General features: G+C 75.9%; 21 protein-coding genes. 12 read left to right on the top strand and 9 right to left on the bottom strand.

Going from position 1 to position 17,665, the window contains the following annotated elements; genetic code table 11:
- Nucleotides 1–65: 65 nt before the first annotated feature.
- Nucleotides 66–1,037: a DUF2267 domain-containing protein gene (locus ACIBPB_RS23675; RefSeq protein WP_396841663.1), complete on the bottom strand. Its 972-nt coding sequence runs from the start codon at nt 1,035–1,037 to the stop codon at nt 66–68.
- Nucleotides 1,038–1,234: 197 nt separating this feature from the next.
- Between ACIBPB_RS23675 and ACIBPB_RS23670 the strand changes: the two genes are divergently transcribed.
- Entirely contained in the window at nt 1,235–1,549 is a 315-nt protein-coding gene (locus ACIBPB_RS23670; protein WP_396841662.1) for a hypothetical protein, read from the top strand.
- A gap of 151 nt (nt 1,550–1,700) precedes the next feature.
- On the opposite strand, the gene ACIBPB_RS23665 is transcribed toward ACIBPB_RS23670, so the two are convergent.
- Both ACIBPB_RS23665 and ACIBPB_RS23660 read right to left on the bottom strand, forming a co-directional pair.
- Nucleotides 1,701–2,045, bottom strand: coding sequence for an STAS domain-containing protein (locus ACIBPB_RS23665; protein ID WP_396841661.1), 345 nt, complete (start codon nt 2,043–2,045; stop codon nt 1,701–1,703).
- Between the two features lie 132 nt (nt 2,046–2,177).
- On the bottom strand, nt 2,178–3,044 hold the full coding sequence (locus tag ACIBPB_RS23660; RefSeq protein ID WP_396841660.1) for a GNAT family N-acetyltransferase: 867 nt from the start codon (nt 3,042–3,044) through the stop codon (nt 2,178–2,180).
- 352 nt (nt 3,045–3,396) lie between these two features.
- Between ACIBPB_RS23660 and ACIBPB_RS23655 the strand changes: the two genes are divergently transcribed.
- The 5 genes from ACIBPB_RS23655 (at nt 3,397) to ACIBPB_RS23635 (ending at nt 7,807) form a co-directional block, all read left to right on the top strand.
- Nucleotides 3,397–5,157, top strand: coding sequence for a SpoIIE family protein phosphatase (locus ACIBPB_RS23655; RefSeq protein ID WP_396841659.1), 1,761 nt, complete (start codon nt 3,397–3,399; stop codon nt 5,155–5,157).
- The gene (locus tag ACIBPB_RS23650; protein WP_396841658.1) at nt 5,154–6,200 is read left to right on the top strand and encodes a B12-binding domain-containing protein; all 1,047 of its coding nucleotides are present in this window, start codon (nt 5,154–5,156) and stop codon (nt 6,198–6,200) included. Before ACIBPB_RS23655 ends, ACIBPB_RS23650 begins: the two co-directional genes overlap by 4 nt.
- A gap of 89 nt (nt 6,201–6,289) precedes the next feature.
- The gene (locus ACIBPB_RS23645; protein ID WP_396841657.1) at nt 6,290–6,637 is read left to right on the top strand and encodes an STAS domain-containing protein; all 348 of its coding nucleotides are present in this window, start codon (nt 6,290–6,292) and stop codon (nt 6,635–6,637) included.
- A gap of 71 nt (nt 6,638–6,708) precedes the next feature.
- The gene (locus ACIBPB_RS23640; protein WP_396841656.1) at nt 6,709–7,152 is read left to right on the top strand and encodes a response regulator; all 444 of its coding nucleotides are present in this window, start codon (nt 6,709–6,711) and stop codon (nt 7,150–7,152) included.
- 115 nt (nt 7,153–7,267) lie between these two features.
- Entirely contained in the window at nt 7,268–7,807 is a 540-nt protein-coding gene (locus ACIBPB_RS23635; RefSeq protein ID WP_396841655.1) for an ATPase, read from the top strand.
- Between the two features lie 6 nt (nt 7,808–7,813).
- Here the strand turns inward: ACIBPB_RS23635 and ACIBPB_RS23630 are convergent, their stop codons facing one another.
- Entirely contained in the window at nt 7,814–8,647 is an 834-nt protein-coding gene (locus ACIBPB_RS23630; RefSeq protein ID WP_396841654.1) for a hypothetical protein, read from the bottom strand.
- 331 nt (nt 8,648–8,978) lie between these two features.
- Between ACIBPB_RS23630 and ACIBPB_RS23625 the strand changes: the two genes are divergently transcribed.
- Nucleotides 8,979–9,929 (top strand): endonuclease/exonuclease/phosphatase family protein, encoded by a 951-nt coding sequence (locus ACIBPB_RS23625; RefSeq protein WP_396841653.1) that lies wholly within the window; start codon nt 8,979–8,981, stop codon nt 9,927–9,929.
- 6 nt (nt 9,930–9,935) lie between these two features.
- Here ACIBPB_RS23625 and ACIBPB_RS23620 read toward each other — a convergent pair whose 3' ends face one another.
- The gene (locus ACIBPB_RS23620; protein WP_357327937.1) at nt 9,936–10,364 is read right to left on the bottom strand and encodes an OsmC family protein; all 429 of its coding nucleotides are present in this window, start codon (nt 10,362–10,364) and stop codon (nt 9,936–9,938) included.
- Between the two features lie 91 nt (nt 10,365–10,455).
- Nucleotides 10,456–11,424 (bottom strand): serine/threonine-protein kinase, encoded by a 969-nt coding sequence (locus ACIBPB_RS23615; RefSeq protein ID WP_396841652.1) that lies wholly within the window; start codon nt 11,422–11,424, stop codon nt 10,456–10,458.
- Between the two features lie 193 nt (nt 11,425–11,617).
- Here ACIBPB_RS23615 and ACIBPB_RS23610 point away from each other — a divergent pair, with 193 nt between their 5' ends.
- Nucleotides 11,618–11,833 carry a hypothetical protein gene (locus tag ACIBPB_RS23610; protein WP_396841651.1) on the top strand — a complete coding sequence of 72 codons (216 nt, stop codon included), beginning with the start codon at nt 11,618–11,620 and terminating at the stop codon, nt 11,831–11,833.
- Nucleotides 11,834–11,840: 7 nt separating this feature from the next.
- Here the strand turns inward: ACIBPB_RS23610 and ACIBPB_RS23605 are convergent, their stop codons facing one another.
- Nucleotides 11,841–12,632, bottom strand: a complete 792-nt coding sequence (locus tag ACIBPB_RS23605; RefSeq protein WP_396841650.1) for an alpha/beta fold hydrolase — start codon at nt 12,630–12,632, stop codon at nt 11,841–11,843.
- Nucleotides 12,629–13,525, bottom strand: coding sequence for an SDR family oxidoreductase (locus tag ACIBPB_RS23600; protein ID WP_396841649.1), 897 nt, complete (start codon nt 13,523–13,525; stop codon nt 12,629–12,631). Before ACIBPB_RS23600 ends, ACIBPB_RS23605 begins: the two co-directional genes overlap by 4 nt.
- A gap of 143 nt (nt 13,526–13,668) precedes the next feature.
- On the opposite strand from ACIBPB_RS23600, the gene ACIBPB_RS23595 reads away from it, so the two are divergent.
- From ACIBPB_RS23595 to ACIBPB_RS23585, 3 genes are all read left to right on the top strand, one after another.
- On the top strand, nt 13,669–14,409 hold the full coding sequence (locus ACIBPB_RS23595) for a response regulator transcription factor (protein ID WP_357327976.1): 741 nt from the start codon (nt 13,669–13,671) through the stop codon (nt 14,407–14,409).
- On the top strand, nt 14,387–15,916 hold the full coding sequence (locus ACIBPB_RS23590; RefSeq protein WP_396841648.1) for a sensor histidine kinase: 1,530 nt from the start codon (nt 14,387–14,389) through the stop codon (nt 15,914–15,916). The genes ACIBPB_RS23595 and ACIBPB_RS23590 overlap by 23 nt, the downstream gene beginning before the upstream one ends.
- Before the next feature lie 176 nt (nt 15,917–16,092).
- Entirely contained in the window at nt 16,093–16,863 is a 771-nt protein-coding gene (locus tag ACIBPB_RS23585; protein ID WP_396841647.1) for a helix-turn-helix domain-containing protein, read from the top strand.
- Between the two features lie 71 nt (nt 16,864–16,934).
- Here ACIBPB_RS23585 and ACIBPB_RS23580 read toward each other — a convergent pair whose 3' ends face one another.
- On the bottom strand, nt 16,935–17,330 hold the full coding sequence (locus tag ACIBPB_RS23580) for a VOC family protein (RefSeq protein ID WP_396841646.1): 396 nt from the start codon (nt 17,328–17,330) through the stop codon (nt 16,935–16,937).
- 181 nt (nt 17,331–17,511) lie between these two features.
- On the opposite strand from ACIBPB_RS23580, the gene ACIBPB_RS23575 reads away from it, so the two are divergent.
- Nucleotides 17,512–17,661, top strand: coding sequence for a hypothetical protein (locus ACIBPB_RS23575; protein WP_357327958.1), 150 nt, complete (start codon nt 17,512–17,514; stop codon nt 17,659–17,661).
- Nucleotides 17,662–17,665 lie beyond the last annotated feature (4 nt).

Here is a 17,665-nt window from a genome sequence, read left to right as displayed (position 1 = left end):
GGCGGGCAACGCTACCGGCACCGCGCCGGGCCGGCGGGCGGGGTGCCCGCCGGCCCGCGGCCGGCTCAGCCGGCGGCCATGCCGGCGCCGGCCTCGTCGATGGCCGCGTCGACCCGCCGGGCCAGGTCCACGTCCGGTGCCGTGACCCCGTCGACCTGCCGGCTGCGCACCGTGATCACCGCGCTGTCCGGATCGGGCCGGCCGATCTGCGGCCCGCGGCCGGCCTCCACCCGGAGCCGGTCGAGCCGGTCGAGCACCCGGTCCAGGTTGCCGGCCGGCAGCTCGATGGTGCGCACCAGCGACTGCCGGTCGCTGGACCAGTACGGCAACCCGGCCAGCGCGTCGCGCAGCTCCTGCTCGCTCAGGGGCGCGGTGGCCGAGGTCGGACCCACCAGGCCACCGCCGGCGGGCTCCGACGGGCCGAGCAGATCCCGCAACCCGTCCGGTACGCGCAGCGACTCGACCAGCTCGCCGTCGGCGTCGGCCAGCGCGGCGAGGGTCGCCTCGGCCTGGTAACGCGCCTGCTCCGGGGTGAGGCGGCTGCGCCGGCCCACCTCGGCCAGGAAGCCGGGCAGGTCGCGGCGGCGCTCGATGCCGTCCACCGGCACCACGTCGTGCAGCTTCACCGGCACCGCCTCGAGCAGCCGTTCCCGTTCCGCGTCGTCGAGCGCCCAGGCCAGCGCCAGTACGGTGGCCTCGGCCGCCACCTTGGCGGTGGAGAAGTCCACCCCGGCCCGCCGGCTGACGTCGTCGACGAGATCCCGGTAGCCGAGGGTGGTCACCCCGGCGGGTCGCTCGTCGGGCAGCGGCCGGGTCCGTTCCGGCACACCGGGCTGCGGCGGCGCCGGGCCACCGCGTACGTCCGACTTGTGCCGGTTGGCGGGCGCCGGGCCGGCCCGTTCGTGCCGGTCCAGCGAGGCGATCTGCTTGGACGCGCTCAGGCTGGCGCCGACCTCGCTCGGCTGGCGACCGCGCTCCCGGGCCTGCCGGGCCAGTGCCCGGCGGCGTTGGTTGTCGCCCTCCATCTGCTTGCGCATCGTCGCACCTCGTTCCTCGTTGGGTTGCGCCTTGCCCGGGTCGCGTTCCCGGCGCTGCCGGGAAGGAAACGGCGCGGCCGGGGCCGGCCGGTGGTCGGCGAGCTTCATACGCTGCGGGTGAGGGGCGCTCACCCCGGCCCGCCCCATGCTCGGAGTGGACCGGGAGACTTCCGGCGCACGCGGAAGGGAAGATCGTCATGAAACGGATCGTTGAGATCGTTCCCGCCCGACCCGGCTGGTATGCGCGGTGGCAGGTCGACCCGCAGACCACCCGGTGCTACCCGGTGACCCTGTGGGCGCTGATGGAGGAGGCAGACGGGACCGGACGAGAGGTCGTCGGGGTCGACTGTGTGGGGCAGTGGCCCGGCGCCGACGACAACGAGGCGGGTGGGGAGTTCGTCCGGTACCTGTTCCAGACGCCCGATTCGGGCGCGCCGGAGGACGCCGAACCACCGATGACCGCACCACCCCGGGAGAACGGCCCGCGCCTGCAACCGGTGCCCGCCGCCTGAGCCACCCTCCCCGGCCCCCGGCCCCTGGTCCCAGGGTCGGGGGCCTCCCCCTGCCCGCTGCGGGAGGCTGAGCAGGTCCGGCAGGTCGCGGGCCCGCCGCGAGCCGGCCTGGTGGGGGGGAGGGTGTCAGCCGGCCTGGTGGGGGACAGTGTCAGCCGGCCTGGCGGGCCTGCCCGATCTCGCCGGGCGGGACCGCCAGCAGCTCGCCCAGCCCGGTGCGGGTCAGGAGCTGGCGGACCTGGGGCTGCAGCGCGGTGAGGTGGACCCCGGCGGTGCCCACGCGGTGGATCCGCACCAGCGCGCTCAGCCCCGAGGAGTCGCAGAGCGCCACCTCGGTGAAATCGAGGACCAGCTCCTGGTAGCCGTCGCGGCGCAGCTCGGTGGCCGCGGCGAGCAGCTCCGGGGCGCTCTCGAAGTCCAGCTCACCGCTCAGCCGGAGCCGGGCCCGTCCGGCGTCGAGCCGGTCCACCTCGATGATCAACAGCTGGGATGGCACGCCGCTATGTTCCCAGTCCCTTCCGATCGGGAAACCTCGGGGTGTGCTCACGCCGGCGCGGAGCCGCCGGAGCGCAGCGACGCGGCCGTTCGGTGAGCGGAAGGTGCGGGCGGGGGGAGGGCGTCGCCGCGTTCAGCTCGCGGGTGTGAGGTCGCGCTGGTAGAGCAGGCTACGGTGGGTGGCCCGGTAACCGAGCGACTCGTTGACGTGGCGCATCGCCGTGTTGCTGTCGGCGGTGTCGGCGAGCAGTCCGGCAAGGCCCGGGAACCGTTCGCGGATCCAGGTGATCTGCTCGGCCTTCATCCAACGGGCCAGGCCGCGACCGCGGTGCTCCGGCAGAACGCCCGTGCCGTAGTGCTGGCCGTGCCCTCGCCCGTCGCCGGGCACCACCATTTCGGTGAAACCCACGATCTCTCCATCGGCCGCCACGGCGGCCGTGGTGCAGAGGATCTCGTCTCGGCGCGCGACCGCGTCGGCGATGGCGTGCAGGCGCTCGACGTCCCAGGGCTGTGCGACGTAGCCGGTATCCCCCATGGGCATGTCGTCCATCGCCCGCCGCGACCGGGCGAACGTGTTCGCGAGTTCGTCCGGGACGGCCCCTTCCCAGTGGATCAGCCGGTAGCCGGGCACCGCCGCGCCCGTCGGCTTCTCACCGTCCAGCCGCAGCCGGGTGTAGGTGAGGGCCAACACCGGTCGCAGCCCGGTTGCCACACAGAACCGGTCGCCCTCCTCACCCTGCCGGACGGGTTCGGTGAGCAGCCCCCGCATGCCCCGATCGGCCGCGGCGCCGGTGGCCGCGTCAAGCAGCCGTGTACCGACGCCGGCCCGACGCTCGGCAGGGTGCACCCGCAGTTGAAGGTCCGCGACACCACCGGCGTCGGGAACCCAGAGAAACGCGGTTCCCAGTGGCCGGCCGTCCTCGCCAGCGGCCAGCCACGCCAGCCGCTGGCCCGACGACCCGCGGGCCGGATCGATCAACGGGGTGATATGCATGATCATGACGCTATCCTGCCGGGCCGGCAGACGACGCACCGATCTGCCGCTGGCCGCGCGTCTCTGACCGGCACCGAGGGTCGTCGGCGGGGGCGCCCGGTCCACGGAGCGGCTCAGCGGAGTCGCCGCGGCCCGCTCCGCGGAGGTACCACCAACGCGCCTTTCCGCTGGCCGCCGGGTGGGCCGGAACAGCCGGACCGCAGCGGTCCCGACGGCGTCCCGCCCCGTGCCGCAACCCGGCCGGCCTGCCGGTCGTCGGGTGGCGGTCCCGGCATACCGGCGTAGGGTGGGGCGAGGAGACGCGACCACAGGCACCGATTCGGTGCGGCGCGGATCGACAAGGAGTGGGGCTCAGCTGGTGACTGCTGCCGACGTCAGGGAGTCTGACCCGGGCGACGGACGGACCCCCACGCCGGGTGCCAGCCGAGTTCCGGCGCGGCCGGCCGCGTCCCCGCTGCCGCCCCTGGCCCCGGAGCCCGGTGTCGTCACCCCGGAGTGGGCCGAGGTCGTGGAGCACTTCCGCGAGGGCTTGATCGTCTGCGACGCCGACGGCGTGGTCCGGCACCTCAGCCCGGCGGCCCAGCGGCTGATCCCCGAGCTGCTGCCCGGTGTGGTGCCCGCTGTGGCGGGCGTCACCGCGCTCGCCGCCCTCACCGCCGACCAGCCCGTCGAGTTCCCGCACCACGGCCGCCGGCTGCGGGTACGCCAGGTGCCGCTCTCCCGGGCCCGCCGCTGCTGGTACGTCGAGGACGTCACGGAGAGCGTGAGCCGGGCCGACGCGCTGCTGGCCGAGCGGGCCCGCTCGGCGTTCCTGGCCGTGGTGGGGGAGAAGCTGGGCAATCCGCTGCACCCCGACCGGGCCGCCGCCGCGGTGGTCCGGCTGGCCGTGCCCACCGTGGCCGACGTGGCCGTGCTGGTGCTGGCCCCCCGCGCCGGCCGGGCCCGCTGGTGGCGGGCCAGCCGGGTCGACGGCGAGGCGCCGGCCGTGGACGCCGGGAGCCTGCCCGCGGCGGCCCTGCCCGCGGCGATCGGCGAAGGACTCGCCGGCGTGGAGCCGCACGCGCTGGACTGGCTGGTCGAGCAGGCCGTCGAGGCCGGCTGGTTGCCGGGGCGGGACGCGGCCGCGCTGAGCGCCCGGGTGGTGCCGCTGCCCGGTCGGGACGCTCCGGCCGGGGTGCTGCTGGTCGCCCGGGGCGCCGCCCGCTGGTACGACGACGCCGACGTCGACCTGCTCCGGGCCTTCGCCGCCCGGGGCGGCGCCGCGCTGACCACCGCCGTCCTCTACCGGGACCAGGCCGAGGTCGCCGACACGCTCCAGGCCAGCCTGCTGCCCGTCGAGCCGGCGGAGGCCGCCGGGGTGCAGTGGGGGACGGCGTACCGGCCCGCGCAGGCGGGGCTGCGCATCGGTGGCGACTTCTACGGCTCGCACCGGCTCGCCGACGGCGGTTCGGTGTTCTTCCTCGGTGACGTGTCCGGCAAGGGGGTGGAGGCGGCCGTCTTCACCGGCCAGCTCCGCCAGTGCCTGCAGGCCCTGCACCGGGTCGAGACCCAGCCGGGGCGGCTGCTGCGGCTGCTCAACGGGGCGCTGCTGGAGACCACCCAGGCGCACGGGCAGGGCCGGTTCGCCACCATGGTGCTCGGCGTGGTGCGCGCGCACGGCGACGGCAGCCTCAGCCTGACCATGGCCGGCGGCGGGCATCTGCCGCCGTTGGTGCTGCGCGCCTCCGGCGAGATCGAGGTGGTGCCGTTGACCGGCATGCTGATCGGTGTGGTGCCGGATCCCCGCGTCGGTGAGGTGACCGTGCGGTTGGCGCCCGGCGAGACCTGCCTGCTCTACAGCGACGGGGTGACCGAGGCCCGGGGCGGCCGGCGCGGCGACGAGCAGTTCGGCAGTGAGCGGCTGCTCAACGCGCTCGCCGGCTGTCACCGGATGCCGGCGCCCGCCCTGGCGGAGCGGATCGAGCAGGTGACCTGCGACTGGCTCGGCCACGGTGACCACGACGACATCGCGGTGCTCGCCCTGCGGGCGACCGGCGGGCCGGCGCGGCCGATCCGGCATCTGCACGCGGTGCCCGGGCCGGCACGGTCCGGTACGCAGCCGGAAGGAACCGAGGCGTGACCGCCACCACCACCGGGGCCGACCCGGCCGCCGCCTACCCGGGCTACCTGGACGCGTTGGCGGACGCCGACGAGTACGGCGCGGTCGAGGTCGCCGTCGGGCTGCTCGAGGGCGGCGTGCCCGCCGAACGGGTGCTGCTCGACCTGGTCGCGCCGGCGCAGGCCGAGGTGGGGGAGCGGTGGGCGCGCAACGAGTGGAGCGTGGCCCAGGAGCACGCCGCCACGCACGTCAGCGAGCGGGTGGTGGCGGCCGTCGCCGGGTACGCCAACCCGCGCCCGACCCGGGGCCGGATCGTGGTGGCCTGCATGGACGGCGAGTGGCACGCCCTGCCGGCCCGGCTGGTCGCCGAGGTGCTGCGGCTGCGCGGCTGGCAGATCACCTTCCTGGGGGCCAGCGTTCCCGCCGCCCACCTGGTGTCCTACCTGCACCGGTACGACGCGGACGCGGTCGCCCTGGCCTGCGCGCTGCCGATGCGCCTGCCGCACGCGCACCGGATGATCGAGGCGTGCCGCCGCTCGGACGTGCCGGTGGTGGTGGGTGGGCGCGGCTTCGGCCCCGACGGCCGCTGGGCCCGGGTGCTCGGGGTGCCGTGGGCGCCGGACGCGCCGGCCGCGGCCGACCTGGTGGCCGACGAGCGGGCGCTGCGCGCCGGTCCGCCGGCCCGGCTGGACCATCTGGCCGACGACGAGTACGCGAGTCTGGTGAAGCGGCGTGGCGAGCTGATCGACAGCGCGCTCGCCGACCTGCGCGCCCGGGTGCCGGCGGTGTCCGACTACACCCCCGCGCAGCTGGACTCGACCATCAGCGACCTCGGCTACATCGTGGACTTCCTGGCCGCCGCGCTCTACGTCGACGACGGCACGCTGTTCACCGAGTTCACCGACTGGCTGGTGGCGATCCTGGCCAGCCGGGGCGTGCCGCCGGCCGCGGTGGCGCTCACCCTTGACCACTATGGACAGCGGCTGCACGATTTCCCCCGCGCCGCGGGCTTCCTCGCCGCGGCGCGGGCCGCGTTCGGCCCGGCGGCGCGCCCGCAACGTTGACCGCCGCGCTGCCGGCGGCCCGTCCCCGCCCGCGTATACTTGCCGCACTGCAAACGTCCCGCCTGGGGCCGGAGCGAGAGGGGCCACCGGTGACGTTCGCCGTCACGGAAGCCCGGCGGGACGGGGGTGTCGCGGGCCTCCGGCTCGCCGGTGAACTCGACCTGAGCACCGTGCCGCAGCTCAACGACGCCATCGACCGGCTGATCGCCGAGGGCTGCCGGCACCTGCTGCTGGACCTCGCCGAGTTGACCTTCTGCGACTCCGCCGGCATCGGCGCGTTCCTGCGCGGCGACAACCGGCTGGCCGCCGACGGCGGGTGGCTGCGGGTCACCGGGGCGGGCGGCCGGGTGGCCCGGGTGCTCCAGGTGACCGGCCTCGTCGACGTCCTGGCGTACGCGCCGGAGCGGGTCGACCCGGCCGCATCCGCCGGTCCCTGATCGGCTAAATTTCCCCGGCCGGCCGGTGACCGTACCGTACGGCTCCGCCTTCGAACCGAAGCAGGTGTCCGATGGGCCCACGCACGAGCCCCGTCCGCATTCTCGTGGTGGACGACGACCCGGGTGACGTCCTCATGATCGAGGAGGCCCTGGAGGACTCCGACGTCGAGAAGGTCATCGACGTGGTCAACGACGGCCAGGAGGCGATGGAGTTCCTCCGCCGGGAGGGCCGGCACGCCGCCGCCCGGCGTCCCGACGTCATCCTGCTCGACCTGAACATGCCGCGGATGGACGGGCGGCAGGTGCTCGGCGCGGTCAAGCAGGACGAGGACCTGCGGACCATCCCGATCGTCGTGCTCACCACCTCCAACGCCGACACCGACATCGTCGGCAGCTACGTGCTGCAGGCCAACGCGTACGTGACGAAGCCGATCGACCTGGACGACTTCAACGACGTGGTGCGCCGCATCGACGAGTTCTTCGGCCGGGTGGTCGTGCTGCCCAAGCACCCCTGACCGGCCGGCGCCGCGCGGATACTGAACATTTTTTGGGATCCGCCGCGCGTGCCGCCGGCAGCCCTCAGGATCGGCAGTTGGGGACATGAACACCAGCTGCCTGGGGGGCGACAGTATGAGGTTCTCCGTCGTTGAGACCGGTTACGACCAGCGGCAGGTGGATTCCTGCCTGGACGAGTTGGGCATCCGGTTGGTCCGGCTCGCGGCGCGGGCGGAGGGCGCCCCCGGCGAGAGCCGGGAGTGGGACCAGGTCCGGCAGGAGGCCGGCTACCTCTGCGACTTCCTGCGCCGGCGTACCGCCCCGGGCGAGGGTGACGTCGAGGCGGTGCGGGCCGGCGTCAGCGCGGTCGAACGGGAGGCCGCCGAGCTGCTGGCTCTGGCGCGCGGCGAGCTGGAGGCGGCCAGGGAGGAGGCCCGCCGGGTGCGCGAGCAGGCGTACGCCGAGGCGGTGCGGGCCCGCCGCGACGTCGAGGCGGCGCTGCTGGTCCGCCGGCGTCGGGCCGCCCAGGTGGAGGAGATCCTGGCCGGGGCGCGCGCCGAGACGGTCCCGGCGGACACGCCGACCGCGGCGGCCGGGGTGCCGGGGACCAGGGTGGGCGCCGGGGCGCCGGGGGAGCCCGGGCCGGGTTCCGCCGGGCGCGGCGCGGCCGCCTGAGCCGGCTCAGACCAGCGCCGCCACCACCGTGGTGGCCCGCTCCTCGTGCGGGGCGTACGCGTCCGGGTAGGCGGAGACCTGCACGGCCTGCGCGGCGGCGGTCAGGCTCAGCTCCGTCCAGCCGGGCACCTCCTTGAGCGCGGCGTAGAAGGCCTGGGCCGCGTACGACGGGCGCATGAGCTGGGCGACGGTGCCCCAGCCGCTGCTCGGCCGCTGCTGGAACAGGCCGACGGAGTCGTGGTCGGAGCCGCTGCCCTGGTGTGGGTAGTCGTAGGACTCGGGCAGCACGTCGCTGGCCAGGTTGTAGAGGTTGCTCTCCTGCATGGCGGTGGCGACGGCGATCACGAGCGCGCGGCGGGGCAGCCGCATGGTCCGACCCACGTCGACGATCACCTTGGCGTTGTCCATCTGGCGCTGGTCGAGGCCGGCGACCGGGCGGGGACGGCTGGGCCGGGCGGGCTTCTTGGTGGCCTTCCGGGTGGGCTTCGCGGTGGGGGTGGCGACCGGGATCGGGGTGACCGGCACGGCGACCGGCGGGGCGGTCCGCTGGTAGTCGCGGGAGGCCCGCTGCTCGCTGGCGGCCCGGTCGGCCAGCACCTCGCGGACCGGCTCGTGGCGCTGGCCGGTGTCGTGTGCGCCGAGGAAGCCGACGAGGCCGAGGCAGCAGGTCACGCCGGTGGCGGCGGCGATCCGGGCGGGGTTGGACCGGATCGGCCCGCGCCGGGGCGGTGGGAGGGCCCGATGCCGGCCGATCGTCCGTTCGGCTGATGCCGGGTCGATCGGATGGCGAACGGGTTGCTTCTCGGTCGGCGTCTGGTCCGGGGCGTCGTCGGGATGCACCCGCCGAGGCTAGAAAGCATCGCGGCGCTTGCCATCGGGGTGCTTGGTGGCATGCGTCACAATTTGCCATGATCCGCACCCGCATTACGCACGGTGGTTCATGAAAGGTGCCAACCAGGCTTTCCCGCTTTATCTGATATTGCGGGAAGGCCCGGAACAACGGGGCCGTTGATCATCTTTGTGGCGAGCCGCCCGCGCCTCCGCCGTTCGGCCCATGCGCCCCTCCCTCACCTGGTGGCACCGGCCGGGCCGGAGGGGCCGGGTGCCCCGCCCGGGGGCCGTGCCGGGATCACCGCCACCCGCGTCCCGCCGGCTCGATACGATGCGGACGGTGACGGAGCAGATGGTCGATGAACCGGCCGCCGGCGACCCGGCCCGCCGCCGGGACCGGCGGGGGCTGGGCGTCGTCGCCCTCGCCGTGCTGCTCGCCGCCCTGATCGCCGGGCACCGGGCGGTGCCCAACGTGCACGGGCTGGGCAGCCTGGTGGACAGCGCCACCCCGCTGCTCGGTCTCGGCGTACCCCTGCTCGGGCTGGCCGCGGCGCTGCGCCGCTCGCCGCGGGCGCTGCTGGCCGTGGCGCTGCCCGCGGTCCTCTGGTTGGCCCTCTACGGCGGCGCCTGGCTGCCTCCGGCGGCCGGCGCCGGGCCCACCGCCGTCCGGGTGGCCAGCCAGAACCTGCGCGCCGGCAACCCCGACCCGGCCGCCACCGTCGGCGCGCTCACCGATGCGGCGCCGGACCTGATCGGCCTTCAGGAGGTCGACGACGGCGACCGGGTCGAGGCCGCCCTCGGCGCCCGCTACCCGCACCGGAGCGCGGTCTCCACGGTCGCGCTGTGGAGCCGCTGGCCGATCCGCGAGTCCCACGGCATCGACACCGGCCTGGGCTGGGACCGGGCGTTGCGCGCCGTCGTGGCCGCCCCGCCCGGCGACCTCGTCGTCTACGTCGTGCACCTGGGTTCCGCCCGGGCCGGACACACCGCGACCCGGGACGAGACCGTCGCCGCCCTCGCCGCCACCGTCCGCGCCGATCCGGCGCCCCGGCTCGTGGTGCTCGGCGACCTCAACACCGCCCCCACCGACCGGGCCTTCGTCCCGCTGACCCGGCTGCTGCGCGACGCGCAGGCCGACGCCGGTCAGGGCTTCGGCTTCACCTGGCCGGCGGAGCTGCCGGTGACCCGGCCCGACCACGTGCTGTATCGCGGGCTCACCCCCACCGCGGCGGACGTGCTGCACACCCCGGACAGCGACCACCGGGCGGTGACCGCCGGCTTCCGCTGGTGAACCCCGTCAATGCCGGCCGTTCTCCGCCGGCGTGACGGTGAGCCGGTGCCGGCTGTTGTCGTCGCTGGAGAACGGCCAGAGCCGGTCGGCGTGCGCGACCAGGTCGGCCAACTGCTCCCGGGTGAGACCGGCCGAGGAGATCTCCGCGTGCACGTCGGCCCGGTACCGGCCGTCGTCGTCGCGGCCGAGCTTCGCCTCGGCCGTCACCTCGACCGTGTGCGCCTCGTCGGTGATCCCGCCGGCCGCCTCCACCGCCGCGTGATGCAGGCAGGACGCGAACGCGGCGGCCAGCAACTGCTCCGGGGTCAACCCGGTGCAGTGCGGGGCCAGCGGGGACGCCAGGGCGGTGGACAGACCGCCGTCGTCGGTACGTACGTGACCGCCTGACGCGGTCGCTGTGGCCGACTCGGGCAGCCAGGAACTCGGATCCGGCATCGCGTTCCTCCCGTCACTCACCCGCCCGGCTACCCGGCCGTCGGCCCGCGAAACCGCAGGTGGACGGGGGCGTGCCCGGGCCGGGGCCGGGTCAGCGGCCCGGTACGCCGGAACGCGGCCGGCCGGCCGGACCCGGCTCCACGGCCATCGCCTCGGTCGCCTCCGCGGCGGCCCGCTCGGTCCACGGCGACACCGAAACCCGGCGCTGCCGTGGCACGGCGGCCCGCATCGGCACGTACACCCGGGCGTCGACCGCCTCAGCGAGCAGCAACGCCGCCATCAGGCTGGTCGGCCGGACCGCCGGGTCGTCGGCGAGGCAGCGCCGGCACAGGTCGGCGATCTCGACGGGCAGCCCGTCGACCTCGGGCAGCGGCTGCGGCGGCCGGCGCCGGCGCTCACCGATCAGCTGGGTGGCGCTGCCGCCGGCCGGGTACGGCAGCCGGCCGGCCAGGCAGTAGTAGAGCAGCACGCCGAGGGCGTACATGTCGGCGGCGGGCGTGGCCGGGTGCCGGTCCAGCTGCTCCGGCGCCAGGTAGGCGGGCGTGCCCAGCACGATGCCCTCCGGCGTGTCGTCGGCCGCTCCCGCCGAGGTCGCGATGCCGAAGTCGAGCACCTTCACCCCGGTCGGGGTGAGCACCACGTTGGCGGGCTTCACGTCCCGGTGCACGATCCCGTCCGCGTGCGCGGCGGCCAGCGCGGCGCTCACCTCGGCGCAGACCCGGACCGCGATCCGCCAGTCCAGCGGGCCGCCGCGCAGGTGCGCCGCCAGCGTCTCGCCCTCGGCCAGCTCCATGACGATGTACGGCACCTCCCGGCCGCCCGGCGCCGGTGACGTGCCGAAGTCGTGCACGCTGGCCACGTTCGGGTGGACCAGCCGGGCCGCCGACCGCGCCTCGTCGCGGATGCGGGCCACCGAGCCGGCCTCGCCGTCCCGGACCGGGGAGATCAGTTTCACCGCCACCGTCCGGTCCAGCACGAGGTCGTGGGCGCGCCAGACCTCCGACATCCCGCCGATGCCGATCCGCCGTTCGAGCTCGTACCGCCCGCCCAGCGTCCTCATCGACCACTCCTCGCCCTCGTCCGGTCCCGGTCGCCGCGCACGTCGCCGCCCCGGCTGCTCCGCATCGCGGTACCCGAGCCCCGAGCTGGGCAAACCGGCGAGGGGCGCCGCCGGCCGCGCCGGCGCGGGGTAGCTTCGCCTGGAGGGCCGCGCGACGGGCGCGGTGGGAACGGAGGGCGCGGGGGTGGCTCAGGTGCGCGTGCGGTTCGTCGGCGGCCCCGCCGACGAGCTGGTCCGGGACGTACCGGCCGAACCGGACGGGGAACCGCCACGCCGCTGGATCATGCGGCACCCCGACGGCCGGGGCGGCGGCGAGGCCGACCACCTCTACGAGCGGGGCCGCCCCGACGGCTCCGGCACCTGGACCATGCGCTACGTGCGCACCGATCCCTTCGGCGCCACCGAGTGACCCGGCCTCAGGCCGCCCGGGTGGTCTCCAGGATGACCGAGACGACCCGGTCCGGATCGTCGTGCATGGGCACGTGGCCGCAGCCGGTGAGCTCGAGGTGGCGCGCGCCGGGCAGCCGGCTCCGGGCCAGCGCGGCCTGCCGGTAGGGCAGGATCCGGTCCCGGGTGCCCCACGCCACGGTCACCGGCACCGTCGGCGCGCCCGAGAACGCGTACCCCCGGCCGGCGCGGGCCACCGCGCGGAAGGCGCGCGCCTCGCGCAGCGCCCGGGCGTCGGCCAGCGCCGCGTCCAGGGTCATCGCGTTGGGCCGGGCCAGGATCATGCCCAGGGCCAGGGTGCGCAGCGCCGGGGAGCCGAACACCGAGCGCAGCACCGGCTCGGGCAGCCGGGCGGCGTTGCGGTGCAGGGTCAGCACGGTCAGCGCCCAGCGCAGCTCGCGCGGCGCGCAGAACCCGGCCGGGGAGAGCGCGGTGGCCGAGGAGACCGCCCCGGCGGCGGCCAGCTCCAGGGCGATCGCCCCGCCCAGGCTGTTGCCGGCCACGTGCGGGCGGTGCAGGCCCAGCGCGGCGAAGACCTCGGCGACGGCCGCGACCAGGCCGGACATGTCCTTGGGCAGGCCGCTCGCCGGCACCGGGGAGCGGCCGAAACCGGGCAGGTCCAGGGCGATCACGTCGTGCGCCTCGGCGAGCCGGTCGAGCACCGGGGACCAGGCGGCCCAGTGGTGTCCGATGCCGTGCAGCAGCACCAGCGGCGGGCCGGCGCCGCGCCGCTCGAAGACGACCTCGACCGGGGCGCTCACCGCCGCACCTCCGGCGGCGTGCTCACCCCGAACCCGCGGCCCAGCGCCCGGGACTGTTCCTCGATCAGCGGTACGGTGCTGCGCGCCGTACGCCCGACCACCCGGTCGGCGAGCGGGCTGGTCAGCAGCGACCGCATCGCCTGCACGGCGCCGACGGCGCGGGGCACGTACACCCGGCGGCGGCGGCGCTCGACGGCCCGGACGAACGCCTCGGCGCACTCCTCGACCGAGGTGGTGCTGCGCATCGGCCAGGGCAGCCGGCTCAGCGCCGTCTCGAACGCCGGCAGGTCCGCCCGCGCCTCGCGGACCAGGTCGGTGTCCACCCAGGACGGATGGGCCGTGCCGACCGCCACGCCGCGGTGCGCCAGCTCCAGCCGGATCGCGGTGCCGAAGTGCTCCACCCCGGCCTTCGAGGCGCAGTAGGCGGCCATCCCGGGCAGCGCGGCGAACGCGGCGGCGGAGGAGACGATCAGCAGGTAGCCCCGGCGGGCGATGAGCGCCGGCACGGTGGCCGCGGCGGTGCGCATCACCCCGATCAGGTTCACCTCGACGGTGCGGACCAGCGCGTCGACGTCGCCGACGGCGATGGTGCCCCGGTTGGCCACCCCGGCGTTGGCGACCACCGCGTCGATGCCGCCGAGCGCCGCGACCGTGCCCTCGGCCGCCGCCGTCAGGGCGTCCTGGTCGGTGACGTCGGCGGGGAACCACACGTGCTCGGGGCCCAGTTCGGCGGCGAGCGCGGCCAGCCGGTCGGGCTCCAGGCCCACCAGGGCCAGGGTCGCGCCCCGCGCCGCCGCGAGCCGGGCGGTGTGCTCGCCGATGCCGCGGGCCGCCCCGGTCACCAGCACCACCTTGCCGGCCAACCGGCCGGCGGGACGACCGTCGATGGACATGCCGGCAAGTTACCACTCGGTAGCCTTCGGCGGAAGAACCAGCTTGGCGCGCGGGCCGATTCCGTCCGGCCGGCCGGCACAGCTGGTACACAGGATCGGGACAGGCCCGGCACAGCGGGTACGCCCACGATGGGGGCATGGTCATGGAGGGGCGGGCCGCGCAGGGCCGGATCGAGCTGCGGCGACCGGACGGCGAGCCGGTGCGGGTGCTGGTGGTGGACGACGAGCCGACCCTCACCGACCTGCTCTCCATGGCGCTGCGCTACGAAGGCTGGCAGGTCTCCACCGCCGGCAACGGGATGGCCGCGATCAGCGCCGCCCGGCAGTTCCACCCGGACGCCGTGGTGCTCGACGTCATGCTGCCCGACCTGGACGGCTTCCAGGTGCTGCGCCGCCTCCGCGAACAGGCCCCCACCGTGCCGGTGCTCTTCCTGACCGCCCGCGACGCCGTGGAGGAGCGCATCGCCGGGCTCACCGTCGGCGGCGACGACTACGTGACCAAGCCGTTCAGCCTGGAGGAGGTGATCGCCCGGCTGCGCGCCCTGCTGCGCCGCTCCGGGTTCGCCGTCGCCACCCGCGAGGACGCCGTGCTCACCGTCGGCGACCTCACCCTGGACGAGGACAGCCACGAGGTACGCCGGGGCGGCGACCTGATCACCCTCACCGCCACCGAGTTCGAGCTGCTGCGCTACCTGATGCGCAACCCGCGCCGGGTGCTCAGCAAGGCGCAGATCCTCGACCGGGTGTGGAACTACGACTTCGGCGGCCAGGCCAACGTCGTCGAGCTCTACATCTCGTACCTGCGCAAGAAGATCGACGTGGGCCGGGATCCGATGATCCACACCTTGCGGGGTGCCGGCTATGTCCTCAAGCCAGCGGAGTGACCGGGCCGGACGGCTGCGGCGGCGGCTGGCCGGCTGGTCGCTGCGCCGGCGGCTGGTGCTCTCCGTGGTGGCGCTGCTCGCCCTGGTCAGTGTCGGCATCGGTGGGCTGACCACGGTCGCCCTGCGGCACTTCCTCATCCAGCAGGTCGACAACCAGCTCACTCTCGGCGACCGGCGTCCCGCCGACCTGGCCCGGATGCTCCGGCCCGGCGGCGACCCGTCCCGGCCCGCCCTGCCCGGGCAGCCCGGCGAGGAGTGGGGGGTGCCGGAACCGCCGCGCGGGCTGCCGTCGGGCTCGATCGCCGTCCGGGTGGCGCCGTCCGGGGACACCACGGCCGGCATCCGGGCCGAGAGCGGCACCACCGAGGAGGTGCCGGACGCCGACGTCGCCGGGCTGGCCGCCGTGCCCCCCGACGAGCGGCCCCGCACCGTGGACGTCGCCCACCGCGACGACTACCGCGCGATCGCCATGCGCTCACCCCGCGGGGACGGGGACGTGCTGGTCATCGCCGTGCCGCTGGCCCAGGTCGACGAGACGGTGATGTGGATGCTGCTCGCCCAGGCCGGGGTCGTCACGGCCGGGCTGCTGATCGCCGGCAGCCTGGGCGCGGTGATCGTGCGGGCCACGCTGCGCCCCCTGAACCGGGTCGCCGCCACCGCCGCGCGGGTCGCCGAGCTGCCGCTGGACCGGGGCGAGGTGGCGCTGTCGGTGCGGGTGCCGCAGCCCGACACCGATCCGCGCACCGAGGTCGGGCAGGTGGGCGGCGCGCTCAACCGGATGCTCGGCCATGTCGCCGCCGCGCTCGCCGCGCGCCAGGCCAGCGAGATGCGGGTACGCCAGTTCGTCGCCGACGCCAGCCACGAGCTGCGTACCCCCCTCGCCGCGATCCGCGGCTACGCGGAGGTCGCCCGGCGCGGGCGCGCCGAGGTGCCGGCGGACGTGGCGCACGCGCTGCGCCGGGTGGAGTCGGAGAGCACCCGGATGACCAGCCTCGTCGACGACCTGCTGCTGCTCGCCCGCATCGATTCCGGCCGGCCGCTCGCCGCCGAACCGGTCGACCTGACCGCGCTGCTGGTCGACGCGGTCAGCGACGCGCACGTGGCCGGCCCCGACCACCGCTGGCAGCTCGACCTGCCCGACGAACCGGTGACCGTCACCGGCGACGCGCACCGGCTGCACCAGGTGGTCGCGAACCTGCTCACCAACGCCCGGGTGCACACCCCGCCCGGCACGACCGTCACCACCCGGCTGGCCCCGGTGGCCGGCGGCGTCGAACTCGACGTCACCGACGACGGCCCGGGCATCCCCGCCGACCTCCAGCCGGAGGTCTTCGAGCGCTTCGCCCGCGGCGACAGCTCCCGTTCCCGGGCCCACGGCAGCACCGGCCTGGGCCTGGCCATCGTGGCCGCGGTGGTCGAGGCGCACCATGGCCGGGTGGACGTGTCCAGCCGCCCCGGGCGGACCGTGTTCACGGTTCGGCTGCCGGGAGCCACAGCCGACGCATAGCGCTGACGGGCCGGGCCGGGCGGAGCCGTCGAACCTGTCTGGCATGGACGCCACAGGGCGCCTGCCGACCGCGCTGGTCGGCGGTCGCGGTCACCGCGGCACCGGGGCCGCGGGCGGCCGGCCGCCGGCCAGCACCGAGGCGGCCGGCTGCCAGGGGGGCGTGGCAGGGTGGAGGGATGTACCGGGAGCGGGCGGCCGTGCGGATCCGGGGCGCGGTGCGCTGGGAGAGCGTCTCCCGTGGCGGCGTGCCCGCCCGGGTGCTCCCGGACGGCTGCCTGGACCTGCTCTGGTCCACCCGGGCCGGGCTGCTGGTCGCCGGCCCGGACCGGACCGCCCACCTCTCCACCGGCGCGGCGGGGGAGCGGTGGGTGGGTTTGCGGTTGCCGCCCGGCGTCGGGCCCGCCGTGTTCGGGGTGCCCGCCCACGAGCTGCGGGACCTGCGGGTAGCCCTGGTGGACCTGTGGGGCGGGGCCGCCGCCGACCTGGCCGACCGGGTCGACGCCGCCCGCGCGGCAGCCGAGGCGGCTCCGACCGGCGTACCCCCGGGTTTCGCCCGGCCGGCGACGGGCCCGGCCGGCGAGTCCGGTGCGGTGGCCGCGGTGCTGGAGGGGGTGGCCGTGGCGCGGCTGCGGGCCGCGGGCGGTCCGGATCCGCTCGGCACCCGGGTCGCCGCCCGGCTGGCCGCCGGCGGCACCGTCGCCGCCACCGCCGCCGAGGTCGGCCTCGGCGCGCGCGCCCTGCACCGGCGCAGCCAGCTCCTCTTCGGGTACGGACCGAAGACCCTCGCCCGCATCCTGCGGATGCGCCGCGCCCTGGACCTGGCCGGCACCGGCGTCCCGCTGGCCGAGGTGGCCGCCCGGGCCGGCTACGCCGACCAGGCCCACCTCACCCGCGACGTCACCGACCTCGCCGGCCTGCCGCCGGCCCGCCTACTCACCCCCGGCTGACCCCACCCGCTCGGCAGCCGATCTGCGTCGGCGCGACGACTTCCTGACCGACGGGTGCGGCGGGGTGGGGGTCAGGGGGTCAGCGGGGCGAAGAGGTCGACGGGGGTGCCGTCCGGGTCGTGCACGACGGCGTAGCGCTGGCCCCAGACCGCGTCGAACGGGGGCAGATGGCCGTGGTGGCCGGCGGCGGTCAGGTCGGCGTACCAGCCGTCGACCTCGGCGGGCTCGGCGCAGCGGAACGCCAGGCCGGCGCGCGGGCCGCCGCTGGGCGGGGTGTAGCCGGGGTCGAAGCCGCGGATCGTCTCGACGGTGTCCCAGGCCAGCCGGAGGCCGTTGTCGAGGGTGATCTCCACGTGCGGCTCGTGCTCGGCGCCGGCCGGGACCGGCAGGCCGAGCCGACGGTAGAACTCCAGCGTGCGGCCCATGTCGGTGACGACCAGGCCGATCAGGTCGAAGTGCGGTGTCATGCCGCCACCGTAGGCAGCGGTGGTGCCAGCCGTCTTGAACGGATCGGACGGGGGTGGTGTGGCCGGTGTGGCCCGCACGGTCGGGATCGAGGGCGTACCGTGGGGACAAGTCCGCCTAAGAGGGGCGAAAGCCCTTATTTCGTCCTGGGTTTGGACAACCGGCGAGGGAAGGGAGTCAGCCGTGACGCACCTGGCCTACCTGGACGCGGGGTCCGGCAGCCTGATCGTGCAGGCGGTGGTCGGCGGGGTCGCCGGCACCGCGGTGGCCGCGAAGCTCTACTGGCGGCGGCTGGTCGCCCGGTTCCGGCGTCAGCCGAGTGACCAGGGCTGACCGC

Source organism: Micromonospora sp. NPDC049836, assembly GCF_044465125.1.
Classification (GTDB): domain Bacteria; phylum Actinomycetota; class Actinomycetes; order Mycobacteriales; family Micromonosporaceae; genus Micromonospora.
This window is presented reverse-complemented; position numbering and strand designations above follow the sequence as displayed.

Excerpts from the sequence above, each read along its gene's own strand:
- ACIBPB_RS23675 (WP_396841663.1), bottom strand. The coding sequence starts at position 1,037 with ATGCGCAAGCAGATGGAGGGCGACAACCAACGCCGCCGGGCACTGGCC.
- ACIBPB_RS23670 (WP_396841662.1), top strand. The coding sequence starts at position 1,235 with ATGAAACGGATCGTTGAGATCGTTCCCGCCCGACCCGGCTGGTATGCG.
- ACIBPB_RS23660 (WP_396841660.1), bottom strand. The coding sequence starts at position 3,044 with ATGATCATGCATATCACCCCGTTGATCGATCCGGCCCGCGGGTCGTCG.
- ACIBPB_RS23640 (WP_396841656.1), top strand. The coding sequence starts at position 6,709 with ATGGGCCCACGCACGAGCCCCGTCCGCATTCTCGTGGTGGACGACGAC.
- ACIBPB_RS23635 (WP_396841655.1), top strand. The coding sequence starts at position 7,268 with ATGAGGTTCTCCGTCGTTGAGACCGGTTACGACCAGCGGCAGGTGGAT.
- ACIBPB_RS23620 (WP_357327937.1), bottom strand. The coding sequence starts at position 10,364 with ATGCCGGATCCGAGTTCCTGGCTGCCCGAGTCGGCCACAGCGACCGCG.
- ACIBPB_RS23615 (WP_396841652.1), bottom strand. The coding sequence starts at position 11,424 with ATGAGGACGCTGGGCGGGCGGTACGAGCTCGAACGGCGGATCGGCATC.
- ACIBPB_RS23600 (WP_396841649.1), bottom strand. The coding sequence starts at position 13,525 with ATGTCCATCGACGGTCGTCCCGCCGGCCGGTTGGCCGGCAAGGTGGTG.
- ACIBPB_RS23595 (WP_357327976.1), top strand. The coding sequence starts at position 13,669 with ATGGAGGGGCGGGCCGCGCAGGGCCGGATCGAGCTGCGGCGACCGGAC.
- ACIBPB_RS23590 (WP_396841648.1), top strand. The coding sequence starts at position 14,387 with ATGTCCTCAAGCCAGCGGAGTGACCGGGCCGGACGGCTGCGGCGGCGG.
- ACIBPB_RS23585 (WP_396841647.1), top strand. The coding sequence starts at position 16,093 with ATGTACCGGGAGCGGGCGGCCGTGCGGATCCGGGGCGCGGTGCGCTGG.
- ACIBPB_RS23580 (WP_396841646.1), bottom strand. The coding sequence starts at position 17,330 with ATGACACCGCACTTCGACCTGATCGGCCTGGTCGTCACCGACATGGGC.